This is a genomic window from Psychromonas sp. SR45-3, assembly GCF_014163575.1.
GTDB classification, from domain to species: Bacteria; Pseudomonadota; Gammaproteobacteria; order Enterobacterales; family Psychromonadaceae; genus Psychromonas; species Psychromonas arctica.
In genome coordinates, this window is the sequence record NZ_JACJDP010000021.1 from 21,169 (window position 1) to 35,161 (window position 13,993).

Consider the following 13,993-nt stretch of genomic DNA (forward strand, 5'->3'; position numbering starts at 1 on the left):
TTTAAAGAGTTGAAATAACTTTTCGCTCTAACCCTTTATTTTTGCGACAAATAGGATATAAAAATGGACAGCAAGCTAATCCTTGTACTTAACTGTGGTAGTTCTTCTTTGAAATTTGCCATTATTGATGCCGTTACTGGTGATGAAAAACTTTCTGGTCTTTCTGAGTGCTTGCACTTAGATAATGCAAGTATTAAATGGAATCTAGAAGGCGTAAAAGGTAAAGCTGAATTAGGTGCTGGTGCAGCCCATGGTGAAGCATTAACTTATATCGTTAATGAAATCCTTTCGCTAAATCCTGTATTAAAAGAAAATTTATATGCTATTGGTCATCGTATCGTACACGGTGGTGAGCAGTTTACTGAATCTGCAGTGATCACTGATTCTGTTATGCAAGGCATTGAAGATTGTGTGTCATTAGCTCCTTTACATAATCCAGCTCACCTGATCGGTATTCGTGCCGCTCAAAGTGCACTACCTTTGTTACAAAATGTTGCTGTATTTGATACTGCTTTCCATCAAACAATGCCTGAAGAAGCTTATTTATACGCACTTCCGTACAAACTTTACCGTGATAATGGCGTTCGTCGTTACGGTATGCACGGTACTAGTCATTACTACATTACACTACAAGTTGCTGAAGTATTAAATAAACCCGTTAGTGAGTTAAATATCATCAACTGTCACTTAGGAAACGGTGGTTCTGTTTGTGCGATTAAAAATGGTATTTCTGTTGATACGTCAATGGGCATGACACCATTAGAAGGGTTAGTGATGGGAACGCGTTGTGGTGATTTAGACCCTGCCATTATTTTCCATTTACATGATGAACTAGGTTATAGCATGGAAGAGATCCACACCATGCTAACGAAAGAGTCTGGCTTATTAGGATTAACAGAAAATACATCTGATTGTCGATTTGTTGAAGATAACTACCAACAAGATAAAGCGGCAACGCGTGCTATGGACCTTTACTGTTACCGCTTAGCTAAATACATTGCAAGTTACACCGCTGCTTTAGATGGACGTTTAGATGCTGTTGTATTTACAGGCGGGATCGGTGAAAATTCAGCACCAATTCGTCAATTAACCTTAGCTCGTTTAGGTTTATTAGGCTTTAAAGTGAATGAACAAGAAAACCTAGCAAATCGTTTTGGTAAATCATCTAATAAAGGCATTTTCAGTGAACCAGGTAGTACGGTCGCGATGGTTGTTCAAACTAATGAAGAGTGGGTTATTGCTAGAGATACTTTACGTTTATTGACGGCTTAGTACATTAATTAGTTAAGAGTTTTACGATTTAAATAGCACTTTTTAATACCCACCAGTTAATTGCTGATGGGTATTTTTTTTTGTCTTTTTTCTGTGGAGTGTTGTGATGCTATTAACGATGCTATTCAATGTATGTTTTACATTTTAAAAGCTAATTATATTTTACTGATGAAATAGGTGACTTTAAACGATTTCACTGCTGAATTGAATTCACGCGTGTTTAAAGCCACCAAATAATTAGAATTGGTAAGTTAAGAAAAGACGAGCATCCCAAGCTTGAGTGTCATCTGAACCTATTTTATCATCTAACCAAGCATAACCAAGTTTCACAGATGTACTGAAGTTTTTGGCGAGTTGACGACCGTAAATCACATTTAATTCTAAGGCATCGTAATCATCTGTATCAGCACTGTTATCAACATCGGTATAAGCAGCCATTGCCCATAACCAATCTTTTTTAGTAAGTGTACTGAATCCTTCAACAAAATAACCCGTTGTGCCCGCAAGGAAACCATATGGATTTGCCATTAGTGGGAAAGTTGGGGTTAAGTTAGATTGGAAAAGATCTTGGAAAGTATGTTCATTATCACCACCTGCGGAGCCCGGAATTAACCAGATACCAGGACGAACATAGGCGCCATCTTTACCTTCAAAAATAACAGAAGTTTCAATGAAATCTGCTGATAGATCACCATTATTACCGTATGAACCGTTACCTTGACCCACAGAGTCTTGATGCGCCCAAACGTTACGCCATTTGGTGCCATCAACCACTTCCCATTTAACATCAGCTAATACAGTATTAAAAATATCTTCAGAGAGGTAATCTGACACATTGATATTTAGTTTGTTAATACCAGAGTAGGTGTAATCTACAAAGAAAGTCCCCGCTGTGGAATAGTCTTTGCCTGCAACATCACTGACATCAGTAAACTCGTAGTTAAATGCAGCTGAGTCTTCAAAAGTAAACGTTGACCATGAGCTGTATTTATAAATCCAACCGGCTACTAGTTTTGTATCTTTGATATCTTCGCTTTCAAATACAATCCCTTCCATTGACTGTGATTTTTGACGTGGTGCAATATCTGGCATTAATAAAGTATCAATAGCAAAACGACCCAATTTCAGATTTGACTTATTTAAATCATATGCGCTCATATTCCAATTAATATAGGCTTTGTTGAGTGTATTGAAATCATCATTGATTGGTACATTTGGGTTATGTTCCCATAATGTAAAAGAACTAACCCATTGCGCACCGACTGTAAAACCAGTGTATTCAGGCGATAAATAATTTAATGTGAAAGCAAGGGTTGAAGTATCGCCTCTTTCATCACCAGTGGCATATTTGTTTTTATCACGGGACATTGTTAAAGATTGAATTTGGCCAGAGAAATTGCCAAGGCCAGCATTATTGATGCCGTCCATAAAACTGTTGCTTGTTTCTTGTGCAGTTACAGAGATTGTTGTAGCCAGAAGTGTTACTGAGAGTAATGCTTTTTTCATTTAAAGATCCATATTAGGCGATAATGATAATAATCTCAATTGTATCAGCTCTGCAGTGTAATGATACAAATGCTCCAACATTTGAACTTAATTGAATATTATTTGTCGCCTATGATTCTACATTAGGCGTTGAATGTTAATGTTAATGTAAAGTGTAGAATCAACGAATAAAGACATGATTAACCTATTGTTATGTCTGTCGCAATGATAAGTGGATGGAAAACCAGCTTAAGGTAAATTAAGGTGGTTATATCAATTACGCCAATTAAGCTAAGTGTTTTAATTATTAAAATGACCTATTGCTTCGTCGTAAGTTGTGTAAAAGGGATCAACTATCTACTCAACTTACGGTGTAAACTAAGCCATTCTGTCTATGCAAAGCAAAACTTAGCTCTCTTACTTAATATGCTTGCTACTACTTAACCTTTATCGAGGATAAACGATGGATCTGTTGCTGGTTGTTATCATTTCTACATTACTCGCTGGCTTGGCGATGGCACTTGGTGCTGTTATTGCTTGTGTTGAAAACATAAAAAACCAATGGATTGAAGAAGAGTTTAGACATAGCGTGATGGCCTTTGGGGGCGGGGCACTATTATCTGCTGTAGCGTTAGTATTAGTTCCGGAAGGCATCGCTAATTTTAGCCCTATATCGGCCTGTATTTGGTTTGTTATGGGGGGGCTGAGCTTTATGGGGTTGGATATCTACCTTAAGAAAATTAATACGCCAGCCAGTCAGCTTGCGGCCATGCTATCGGATTTTATTCCCGAGTCGATTGCCCTTGGTGCTGCCTTTGCAATAGGCAACAGTAATGCCTATTTATTAGCCGCATTGATTGCTTTACAGAACTTACCGGAAGGTTTTAGCGCCTATCGAGAGTTAAATTCAAGCGCCACTTATAAACCTAAAAAAATCATTCTGATGTTTTGTTTAATGGCGATGCTCGGACCCGTTGCAGGGGTGTCAGGGTTCCTATGGTTATCTGAGTATCCAAAGGCGGTTTCTGCCATTATGTTATTTGCTTCCGGTGGTATTTTGTACTCTATATTTCAAGATCTTGCACCACAAGTTAAATTAGAAAGACATTGGGCTCCACCGATTGGCGCAGTGTTAGGTTTTGTATTGGGTATATTCGGGTTAATGGTGACTTCTGGCAATTGATAACGGTAGATAATATTGTGTCTTTTAAGCGTTATTGACTTGCAATGTGATGATACACAAACGCGGATTGGAAGTTATTAAAACAAATGTGTGTTGTGGCTAAGTTTATATTATCGAAGATGTTTATGCTTATATACGAACAATAAGCGTTAAAGGGAGAATTAAAATGGACAAAGTTGGATGTAAAGCGATTGTTTCTGGGATTGTACAGGGAGTAGGTTTTCGTTATTTTACCAGCATGGAAGCCCGTCTTTATAACTTGATGGGACATGCAAAAAATTTACCTAATGGTGATGTCGAAGTGCTGATGTATGGGACGCCCGAAAAAATAGATAAAATGGTGGAATGGCTTAAAACCGGTCCTAAAACAGCGCGAGTTAGTGGTATTGTTGTGAGCGATGTACCTTATCAAAAAACAACTAATTTTCTTGCTTGTTAGAAAGCAGCGTTAAGTTTTTTTGATAGCGAATTTTTGGCTACTTTATAATTGTCTCTCCTTATGTAGCCTCAGCTGCGAAGAATAGCTGCAAAAATCACTTTATATCATTAATTTAATTCTAATAATTTAATTTTTATGTTTTTCGGTGAAGGTGGTTTTGCGTACTTCAATGCAAAAAAATTACAGAGAATATGTACTGACAAGATAATTTAAAGTATATAGAAATTTACAAAAGTAGCTGCATAGTCCCCAAAATAGTCGTTAAACTGTTTTGTACTTTTTTGAGATTTGAACCAGTTCCCTGAACTTATCCATCATTTAGTTATTTCGCCGACAAATTGAATCATTTACTCAAATTGATGTTGCCATTAACAATGATGATTGTCTTAGCTGTTTAAAGGCGATTAACCATTTTAACTTCGTTCATCACTTTAATATCGACCTACTTTAGCAAATTTATTTTTTAATTTTTTAACAAGTGCTTTCCACAAAACTGACTTTGAGCGTATTTTAAAAGGGTTTGTGGTAGTTGATTATTGAACGCAAATCGTTTGATTATTCGTATTTTTTACAAAAAAAGAATCACTATTTACAACGAGTTGGGTATATATTAGGTTATCTTAATATTCAACTGAGGAAGCACAATGAAAAGATTGATCCTTGTTACATCGCCACCAGCCAGTGGAAAAACATATATATCTAAGCAGCTAGCTAAAGAGCTAAAGCATGTTGTGTATTTAGATAAAGATACGCTTATTGTGCTTTCACATCAGATTTTTAAAGTCGCTAACGCGGAAGTGAATCGAAGTTCAGAATTTTTTGAAGAACATATTCGTAACTATGAGTATGACGCAGTTTTAGCTCTGGCGATGGAAGCATTGGAATATGATGATATTGTCTTAATTAATGCTCCTTTTACTCGTGAAATCAGAGACACTGCTTTTGTTGATAATTTAAAAACGCAGCTTGCTAAAAAAGATGCAAGATTGACCGTGGTATGGGTGATCACAGATATTGATGTGGTGAAAAACCGTATGATTGAAAGAAATTCACCAAGAGATACTTGGAAGCTAGAAAACTGGGATGAATACATAAAAGGTGTTGATTTTTCGATTCCAGAATGTATTGATAATCCTGATGTTATAGATGACTTATTATTGTTTCGTAATTCAAATGACCAAGAATACCGTCAATCTTTACAGCAGATACTATCTGTTTTAGAAGCCAAAAAATAAGCGCGTTTGATTAAATCTTATGCATCACTGTCAACATAGCTATTACAATAGTTATCATAATAGCTATCACCATAAGTTAGTGCATAAGATTTAGCCAGTAAACTAGATCGTTTACTGTGTTTATTTTGCCGTTGATAAAGAGGGCTCTTCGACTCTTTTAAGTGTTTTTCTATGTTTATATTTGGCAAATAAAGGGGACAGTAGAGACGTTAAAATGATCGCTGCCATCAGAGAATATTGGTGTAGGCTAAAAGATTCTCCCATTAACAATAATCCCATTAATATACCCGCAATCGGATTAGTAACACCTGCAAAAGTAAATTCAACCACTGTCATACGGCTTAATAACCAAACATATAAAGAATAAGCTAATGCGGTATTAAGTATCACTAACCATATTAAGCCGATCGTATTTATGGCGCTGACGTTTCCAATTGCATTACTATATTGTGCGGGATAAACGGTTGCTTGTAGCGCTGCTAATATAGCCAGTAAACTACCACCTAAAATAAGTTGCCAAGTTAATACTGTCCACCAATGAATGCGGTTGCTAAGTGATTGTGTCAAGTTACTTCCTATCACGATACACCCGATGGCGAAGAGCATTGCGACTAAGCCGACACCGTTGAGTTGTACTTTTTGTGGGTCAAACAATTGCCAAGCTAATACGATTAATAATGCACCTGATATGAGCTGTAATTTAGCGGGCTTTTTCTTGTTAACAAGCCAGTGAAAGCACATTGCAAAAACGGGTACATAAACCATTCCCATTGCGGAGATAGCCGACGGTAAGGTTTGTGCCATGATAAATAGCAGGCCAAAAAATAATGCAATATTAATCGCACCTAAACGCAACAATACCACCCAATCTTTGCCTTTAGGTAAACTAGGTTTAATAAGCAATAAAAGTAACCCTGCTGGTAAAGCGCGAATGGCCCCTAATAATAAAGGGGGCCAACCATCAAGGCTATATTGAGTGACTGCGTAGGTTGTACCCCAAAAAAAGGCAGCGACCATGGCTAATATTATATTCATGTTTGTATCTCTTTTCTTCAAGCTAATGAAATTCATCGGCTCAATCATTATTTTTCCGTAAAGTATCTTTACGTAAAGGGAAGCGGATTTTGCACTTGTTTTTACTTCTTGTAAAGTATCTTTGCATTAAGGTATATTCCAATGGCAAACTAACCTTTAAAGTGGTGTTAAAACCAGTCATCAATATAAATGCAGCTGTATTAGCATTCGCAATAAAAGAGGCTTTCTTGGATAAATTAGATCTTGTGGTTGAGCAATGGCAAAAAGAAAAACCACAATTAGATACCACTGCAATGGCATTAGTTGGACGCTTGTTACGGATTAGTAAACATCTTGAAACGCGCATCACACAATGCCATAAAAGTTTTGCTTTAACTTTGGGTGAGTTTGATGTGTTAGCTGCCTTAAGACGTTCGGCGAATAACGCTTGTTTAACACCATCAGAATTAACCAGTGCTTTATTATTAACTTCTGGCGCGATGACCAATCGCCTAGATAAACTCGCAGACAAAGGGTTGATCGACCGTTGCCATAGTGAAGAAGATAGACGCAGTGTCACCGTCGCATTAACTGTACAAGGTCGAGCGTTAATTGATCAAGCGATTGAAGTACATGTAACCGTGTTAGATGAACTAACGACATCATTAACTACTGAAGATAAACAGTTACTTAACAGTGACTTAGCCACATGGCTAGCGCAGTTCGAAGCAGAGCTCTAGTTTAACCTTGGATATTTCTGTATCTATAGGGTAATCAGTATAAAAGTATATTAAGTGCGTTTTTCACTATAGTTGTACTCTATTGCAAGTTAACGTTGATGTTCATAGGTTAGATTTCTATTATTAAGTTCCAATTACCCAGGTTTGATCGGCAGGTGGTGACTAATCCATAAAAAAACCGCTCCTAGAGAGCGGTTTGTGTTGTAATACGCTGTTTTTATTGGGCTATCTAGCTTAAATTAGATTAACTTAAATTACCCGATACTAACATTAGCATTTACTGCCTTTTGATTTAACCTGCGATCAAATCTTTATAAGCAATGGTTTTACCTGGTGGTTTCTCATTCGGTAATTTAGCTTTAGGTGAGCCTGGTTGATCCAACCAGTAAGACGCATCTTTTTCAGGATTTAAAACCGGGCCACATTCACCTTGTGCTTTACTTCGCTCTAAACGTGCCATCACTTTATCTTGCGCTTTAGCTAAACCGTCCATAGCTTCTTGTGCCGTTTTTTCACCACTTGCTGCTTCAGCAACATATTGCCACCATAGCTGTGCAAGTTTAGGGTAGTCTGGCACGTTAGTCCCTGTTGGTGTCCACTGTAAACGTGCTTGGCTACGATAGAACTCAACTAAACCACCTAGTTTTGGCGCTGCATCTGTCATTGCTTGTGAGTTAATATCTGACTCACGAATTGGGGTTAAGCCCACTAATGTTTTCTTCAGCGAGACGGTTTTAGACGTTACAAATTGTGCATATAACCATGCAGCTTTACGTCTATCAACCGGTGTTGAATTTAAGAATGTCCAAGCACCCGCATCTTGATAACCTAGCTTCATACCTTCTTCCCAGTAAGGACCACGCGGAGAAGGGGCCATACGCCATTTAGGCGTACCATCTTCATTCACTACAGGTAAACCTGGTTTAACCATGTCAGCAGTAAAGGCGGTGTACCAGAATATCTGTTGTGCAATACTACCTTGTGCAGGAACAGGGCCTGACTCGCCGAACGTCATACCTGCAGCTTCTGGTGGCGCATATTTTTTCAACCATTCTACGTATTTTGTGGTTGCGTAAACGGCCGCTGGGCCATTGGTTGCACCACCACGTGAAACGCTTGACCCAACAGGATTACATCCCTCTACACGAATACCCCATTCATCAACAGGAATACCATTTGGTAATCCTTTATCGCCGGCGCCAGCCATTGATAACCATGAATCAGTGAAACGCCAGCCTAAAGAAGGATCTTTTTTACCGTAGTCCATGTGGCCATAGATTCGTTTGCCGTCAATTTCTTTCACTTTTTCAGAGAAGAATTCAGCAATATCTTCATAAGCTGACCAGTTTAATGGTACACCTAACTCGTAACCGTATTCACTTTTAAATCTTTTCTTAAGATCTGGACGTTCAAACCAATCGGCACGGAACCAATATAGGTTAGCAAACTGTTGAGTCGGTAATTGGTAGATTTTTCCATCGGGACCGGAAGTAAAGCTTAAGCCAATAAAATCTTCTATATCCAACGTTGGTGATGTAACTGCTTTGCCTTCACCTTTCATAAAGTCGCTAATAGGAACAACTTTACCATAGCGGAAATGCGTACCAATTAGGTCTGAATCATTAACATAAGCATCGTAGATATTACGCCCTGATTGCATCTGGGTCTGTAGCTTTTCGACGACATCGCCTTCTTGAATTAAATCATGGTTTACTTTGATACCAGTAATTTCATAAAACGCTTGTGCTAGCTTTTTAGATTCATACTCATGTGTGGTTAGGGTTTCTGAAGCAACATTAATTTCCATACCACGGAAAGGTTTTGCTGCTTCAGTAAACCAGCTCATCTCATCCATTTGTTGTTTGTTAGTTAATGTTGATGGCGTAAATTCTGAGCTGATCCAATTGCTTGCAGAATCGCTGTATTGATCTGCTAGTGCCAAGCTACTGCATCCTGCTATCATGATAGCAACGCTTAAGCGGCCAAGTTTAAATACTGATTTCTTGTTATCAAACATTCTCTGAGTCCTTTTATTAATTAAAGTGCTTATCGTCTATTTAATGAGGCACCTAACAGTGCCATAAAACATCCTTTTCGTAAGGCCTAAGGTACTCTCCTTGCCATGTCACCCCCATCTCATCACAATGAGCAACCAAATAATGGCTACTGTAAAGGGCAACCAGATAGTGAATTCTGTGAACCCGATAAACCCTAAATGAATAAATGCAGCGCTTAATAAACTGATAAACAGTCTGTCGCCACGTGTTGTTTCCATTGGGAAAAATCCTTTCCTTGCGACACAAGGGCTAACGATTTCCCAATAAGTCATCCCAATCAGGATGCATGCAATCCCAATAAAGAATAATGCTGACGGTGTTGTCCAAGCCATCCAACTCATATCGTTCTCCTATACACGGCCAAGAGCAAAGCCCTTCGCCACGTGATTTCTAACAAACCAAATAACTAATACACCCGGTAAAATAGTGAGCACCCCAGCTGCGGCGAGTACTCCCCAATCAATACCCGATGCACTAACCGTTCTGGTCATTACCGCCGCAATTGGTTTCGCGCTGACTGACGTAAGTGTTCTGGCTAGCAATAATTCCACCCAACTAAACATGAAGCAGAAGAAAGCTGTTACACCGATACCTGAACTAATTAACGGGATAAATATTTTGGTAAAAAACTTTGGAAAACTGTAACCATCGATATACGCGGTTTCGTCAATTTCACGTGGAACGCCAGACATGAAACCCTCTAAGATCCATACCGCGAGTGGCACGTTAAATAAACAATGCGCTAGAGCAACCCCGATATGGGTATCAAATAAACCCACCGATGAATAAAGCTGGAAGAATGGTAATAAAAATACTGCTGGTGGTGACATTCGATTCGTTAATAACCAAAAGAACAGGTGTTTATCACCAATAAAGCGAAAACGTGAGAAAGCATAAGCTGCAGGTAACGCGACCAATAGTGTGATCACCATATTCAACGATACGTAATAAATGGAGTTGATATACCCCATATACCAGCTAGCATCAGTAAAAATGGTCATGTAGTTAGCAAACGTGAAATCATTTGGCCAAAAAGTTAGGGTGCCTAATATCTCTTGGTTGCTTTTAAATGACATCATTAACAGCCAATAAAGTGGCAATAGCAGAAACAAAATATACACGCTAAGGCCAATTGTTTTTTTCTTATTCATAAATCCATCCTTATGCTGATTATTTGTTGTCGCTATGAGTCATGGCGGTGTAGAACAACCAACTCACTAACAATATGATCAAGAAGTAAATGATAGAGAATGCACCCGCTGGGCCAATATCAAATTGTCCTACTGCCATTTTGGTGAGCGCTTGGCTTAAGAAGGTTGTTGAATTACCTGGACCGCCACCGGTTAATACAAAAGGTTCGGTGTAAATCATAAAGCTATCCATAAAGCGTAATAACACGCCTATCAGCAATACACTTTTGAGTTTGGGTAGCTGGATATACCTAAACACAGCCCATGCCGATGCTCTATCAATACTCGCTGCTTGATAATAAGCATCGGGAATTGCACGTAACCCAGAAAAAGACAACAGTGCGACCAGTGATGTCCAATGCCAAACATCCATTAATAAGACGGTTAACCAAGCATCAATAGGGTTTGCTGCATAGTTGTAATCAATGCCAATCGCATTTAAAGCCCAGCCAAACAACCCAATATCTGCACGTCCGAATATTTGCCAAATAGTACCCACTACATTCAATGGAACTAACAAGGGAAGGGCAAGTACCAATAAACTGATCACTGACCACTTGCCTGACTTAGGCATCATCAACGCGACACCAATACCTAACGGAATCTCAATCAGTAACACAGAACCTGAGAATATAAACTGTCTCACTAATGAGTCTTGTAGACGTGAGTCATTAAGTATTTCTCGATACCACTCAGTGCCAACAAAATAGCGAGTGCTTACATCGAAAATATCCTGTAACGAATAATTCACTACCGTCATTAAAGGCACAATGGCGCTGAAAGCTACCAATATAAATACTGGTAATACGAGGAACCATGCTTTATTAGAATGGGGTTTATTCATCGTCATTCTCCTTTTCAACAAGAAATTCGTCGATATACAGCATTAACCATTGTTCTGGAAAACTAATATAAGCACTTTGAAGAGGTATTTTTTGATCCTCTTGTAAGCGCGCTTTAATGGAAACACCACCAAGGGTTAAACTGACAATTTTATAAGTTCCCAAATCCTCAACAAACTCAACGTTTGCTTGTTGTGCTTGTGAATTGGGTTTGTCCCAAACATGTACAAACTCGGGCCTAATACCTAGCTTGAGGTTATTTGAGGTAGAGTGCTGTAGTGCTTTTTTCTCAGCAGCACTGAGTGGGAAGGCGATATCACCAAAACAAACGCCTTCTTTACAACGTTTTACTTCAAGAAAGTTCATGCCGGGACTGCCGATGAAGTAACCTACAAAGGTATGATTAGGTTGTTCAAATAATTCACGTGGGGTACCGAATTGAACTACTTGACCGCCGTACATGAGTGCAATTTTATCGGCAAAGGTTGATGCTTCTAATTGGTCATGGGTAACGTAAACCATGGTCGTTTTGAACCTTTCATGGATTTGTTTTAATTTACGTCTCAATTTCCACTTTAATTGTGGATCGATAACCGTTAACGGTTCATCAAATAAGATAGCTGAAACATCGTCTCGCACTAAACCTCGTCCCATGGATACCTTTTGTTTCTCATCTGCGGTAAGGTTCGCTGCTTTTTTATTTAGCACGTCTGTCAGTTCAAGAATCGCTGCTATCTCTGTGACTTTAGAGTTTATTTTGGCGACTCCTGCACCCATGTTTCGTAGTGGAAACGCTAAATTATCAAATACACTCATGGTGTCATAGACGACGGGGAACTGGAAAACCTGCGCGATATTACGATCCTGTGGTGGGATATCATTGACACGCACCCCATCAAATAAAACATCGCCTTCGGAGGGTTTTAACAAACCTGAAATGATATTTAATAATGTCGATTTACCACAACCTGATGGACCTAATAACGCAAAGGCACCGCCGTCATGCCAAATATGATCCATCTGTCGAATAGCATATTCAGGGGGATTGGCGGTGGTATCATAGCTATGCGCTAGTGATTTCAAATGAATTTCAGCCATGGAAGTGATCCTCTATTCTGCGACTAGATGCTTGGATTAATTTTCCATCCTTTTCAAACACATTCAGTTTGTGGGTAGGGACGTAGATTTTTATTTTTTCATCTACGTGATAGCTATGAACGCCGGATAAATGCAATACCATTTGGAAGTGTGCATTTCGAACATGTAAAAAGGTTTCTGAACCACTGATCTCTGCCACTTCCACCTGTACTGAAATTTCTAAGTCATCATCATTTTTTGGCAGTAAGCTTAAATGACTTGGGCGTATACCAAATTGATATTCACCTGCTGATAAAGTATTCAACTCAGAGGTTAATGGGAAATGAATAGTGTTATCAAAGGTCACTTCATTTTCAGTAATATGTCCTTTGATCATATTGATAGGGGGTTCGTTGAATAAAGTCGCCGCAATCACGTTACAAGGTGAATGATAAGTTTCTGCTGTTGGCCCTGTTTGAATAATCTGACCTTCGTGCAAAATCGTAGTGGTGCCGCCTAACGCTAATGCTTCATTAGGTTCCGTGGTTGCATACACCGCAATAGTGTTTCTTTGGGCAAATAATTCACGCATTTCAATACGTAATTCTTCACGCAATTTATAATCTAAATTTACTAAGGGCTCATCAAATAAAATAAGATCTGCGTCTTTGATTAAAGCACGCGCCATCGCCGTTCTCTGTTGTTGTCCACCTGAAAGCTCTAATGGCAAACGTGATAAGAAGGGGGTGATACGTAGCATTTCAGCTATTTCCATTACTTTCTCTTTGATAGTTTTTTCTGATGCTTTGGCTAAGCGTAATGGGGATGCAATATTGTCGTATACACTCATATTCGGGTAATTAATGAATTGTTGATAAACCATCGAGATATTTCGTTTTTGCACTGATACACCCGTCATATCAATACCGTGCATGAGAACGCGACCAGATGTCGGTTTTTCTAACCCCGCCATCAAACGCATTAAGCTTGTTTTACCAGATAAAGTTCGTCCTAGTAATACATTAAAGGAACCTGGCTCAAAGGTCAGGTTGGCTTTATTAATGTAATACTGGCCATCTACAATCTGTGTCACATTTTCCAATGTCAGGGACATAGCGCGATAATCTCCATTTAGTTACAACGAAATAAAACAAGGTACCGTTAAATTTCACTATTTGATTAACATATCAGTGGGTATAGCGAAATCCATGCCAAAAAACAATTTGTCGATAAGTTGTTGATATTAATTATTTTATTTTGTTTTTTGGGGGAGCGGTGAAAGTGTTCAATTTTTAATAAAATGAGCGAGTTGTTAACTATGTGAACAAATTGTTAACGGAAATGAGTGATCTGAGTCGTTTAATTTCAATATTGTGTTTAATGGTCAAACTTGTCGCATCATTGATAAAAGGTAATCAATGTTGCTGATAAGCATTACGTTATAAAATAAAATAATTTA

13 protein-coding genes are annotated in these 13,993 nt (G+C 38.6%); 5 read left to right on the forward strand and 8 right to left on the reverse strand.

Features of this window, described 5'->3' with window-relative positions:
- Positions 1-63: 63 nt before the first annotated feature.
- Positions 64-1,272, forward strand: coding sequence for an acetate kinase (locus H5084_RS12090; RefSeq protein WP_182690628.1), 1,209 nt, complete (start codon positions 64-66; stop codon positions 1,270-1,272).
- Between the two features lie 237 nt (positions 1,273-1,509).
- On the opposite strand, the gene H5084_RS12095 is transcribed toward H5084_RS12090, so the two are convergent.
- On the reverse strand, positions 1,510-2,778 hold the full coding sequence (locus H5084_RS12095; protein ID WP_182690629.1) for a hypothetical protein: 1,269 nt from the start codon (positions 2,776-2,778) through the stop codon (positions 1,510-1,512).
- A 442-nt stretch (positions 2,779-3,220) separates the two neighbouring features.
- Between H5084_RS12095 and H5084_RS12100 the strand changes: the two genes are divergently transcribed.
- From H5084_RS12100 to H5084_RS12110, 3 genes are all read left to right on the forward strand, one after another.
- Positions 3,221-3,940, forward strand: coding sequence for a ZIP family metal transporter (locus H5084_RS12100; RefSeq protein ID WP_182690630.1), 720 nt, complete (start codon positions 3,221-3,223; stop codon positions 3,938-3,940).
- 166 nt (positions 3,941-4,106) lie between these two features.
- Positions 4,107-4,379 (forward strand): acylphosphatase, encoded by a 273-nt coding sequence (gene yccX / locus H5084_RS12105; RefSeq protein ID WP_182690631.1) that lies wholly within the window; start codon positions 4,107-4,109, stop codon positions 4,377-4,379.
- A 644-nt stretch (positions 4,380-5,023) separates the two neighbouring features.
- Positions 5,024-5,614 (forward strand): AAA family ATPase, encoded by a 591-nt coding sequence (locus H5084_RS12110; protein ID WP_028869887.1) that lies wholly within the window; start codon positions 5,024-5,026, stop codon positions 5,612-5,614.
- A 120-nt stretch (positions 5,615-5,734) separates the two neighbouring features.
- Here the strand turns inward: H5084_RS12110 and H5084_RS12115 are convergent, their stop codons facing one another.
- Positions 5,735-6,649, reverse strand: coding sequence for a DMT family transporter (locus H5084_RS12115; protein ID WP_182690632.1), 915 nt, complete (start codon positions 6,647-6,649; stop codon positions 5,735-5,737).
- Between the two features lie 227 nt (positions 6,650-6,876).
- On the opposite strand from H5084_RS12115, the gene H5084_RS12120 reads away from it, so the two are divergent.
- Positions 6,877-7,368 carry a MarR family winged helix-turn-helix transcriptional regulator gene (locus tag H5084_RS12120; RefSeq protein ID WP_182690633.1) on the forward strand — a complete coding sequence of 164 codons (492 nt, stop codon included), beginning with the start codon at positions 6,877-6,879 and terminating at the stop codon, positions 7,366-7,368.
- 292 nt (positions 7,369-7,660) lie between these two features.
- Here the strand turns inward: H5084_RS12120 and H5084_RS12125 are convergent, their stop codons facing one another.
- The 6 genes from H5084_RS12125 to H5084_RS12150 form a co-directional block, all read right to left on the reverse strand.
- Positions 7,661-9,385: an ABC transporter substrate-binding protein gene (locus tag H5084_RS12125; RefSeq protein ID WP_182690634.1), complete on the reverse strand. Its 1,725-nt coding sequence runs from the start codon at positions 9,383-9,385 to the stop codon at positions 7,661-7,663.
- A gap of 108 nt (positions 9,386-9,493) precedes the next feature.
- Positions 9,494-9,766, reverse strand: a complete 273-nt coding sequence (locus H5084_RS12130) for a DUF2160 domain-containing protein (RefSeq protein WP_182690635.1) — start codon at positions 9,764-9,766, stop codon at positions 9,494-9,496.
- A 9-nt stretch (positions 9,767-9,775) separates the two neighbouring features.
- A complete protein-coding gene (locus H5084_RS12135) occupies positions 9,776-10,576 on the reverse strand; it encodes a carbohydrate ABC transporter permease (RefSeq protein WP_028869895.1) in 801 nt (266 codons plus the stop codon).
- Between the two features lie 19 nt (positions 10,577-10,595).
- Positions 10,596-11,459 (reverse strand): carbohydrate ABC transporter permease, encoded by an 864-nt coding sequence (locus tag H5084_RS12140; RefSeq protein ID WP_028869896.1) that lies wholly within the window; start codon positions 11,457-11,459, stop codon positions 10,596-10,598.
- A complete protein-coding gene (locus H5084_RS12145) occupies positions 11,452-12,555 on the reverse strand; it encodes an ABC transporter ATP-binding protein (protein ID WP_182690636.1) in 1,104 nt (367 codons plus the stop codon). Before H5084_RS12145 ends, H5084_RS12140 begins: the two co-directional genes overlap by 8 nt.
- Complete coding sequence (locus tag H5084_RS12150; RefSeq protein ID WP_028869898.1) at positions 12,548-13,648, reverse strand: ABC transporter ATP-binding protein; 1,101 nt, start codon at positions 13,646-13,648, stop codon at positions 12,548-12,550. The genes H5084_RS12145 and H5084_RS12150 overlap by 8 nt, the downstream gene beginning before the upstream one ends.
- Positions 13,649-13,993: the final 345 nt, after the last annotated feature.

Coding starts and splice junctions, on each gene's coding strand:
- H5084_RS12090 (WP_182690628.1), top strand. CDS start 64: ATGGACAGCAAGCTAATCCTTGTACTTAACTGTGGTAGTTCTTCTTTG.
- H5084_RS12095 (WP_182690629.1), bottom strand. CDS start 2,778: ATGAAAAAAGCATTACTCTCAGTAACACTTCTGGCTACAACAATCTCT.
- H5084_RS12100 (WP_182690630.1), top strand. CDS start 3,221: ATGGATCTGTTGCTGGTTGTTATCATTTCTACATTACTCGCTGGCTTG.
- yccX (WP_182690631.1), top strand. CDS start 4,107: ATGGACAAAGTTGGATGTAAAGCGATTGTTTCTGGGATTGTACAGGGA.
- H5084_RS12110 (WP_028869887.1), top strand. CDS start 5,024: ATGAAAAGATTGATCCTTGTTACATCGCCACCAGCCAGTGGAAAAACA.
- H5084_RS12115 (WP_182690632.1), bottom strand. CDS start 6,649: ATGAATATAATATTAGCCATGGTCGCTGCCTTTTTTTGGGGTACAACC.
- H5084_RS12125 (WP_182690634.1), bottom strand. CDS start 9,385: ATGTTTGATAACAAGAAATCAGTATTTAAACTTGGCCGCTTAAGCGTT.
- H5084_RS12130 (WP_182690635.1), bottom strand. CDS start 9,766: ATGAGTTGGATGGCTTGGACAACACCGTCAGCATTATTCTTTATTGGG.
- H5084_RS12135 (WP_028869895.1), bottom strand. CDS start 10,576: ATGAATAAGAAAAAAACAATTGGCCTTAGCGTGTATATTTTGTTTCTG.
- H5084_RS12140 (WP_028869896.1), bottom strand. CDS start 11,459: ATGAATAAACCCCATTCTAATAAAGCATGGTTCCTCGTATTACCAGTA.
- H5084_RS12145 (WP_182690636.1), bottom strand. CDS start 12,555: ATGGCTGAAATTCATTTGAAATCACTAGCGCATAGCTATGATACCACC.
- H5084_RS12150 (WP_028869898.1), bottom strand. CDS start 13,648: ATGTCCCTGACATTGGAAAATGTGACACAGATTGTAGATGGCCAGTAT.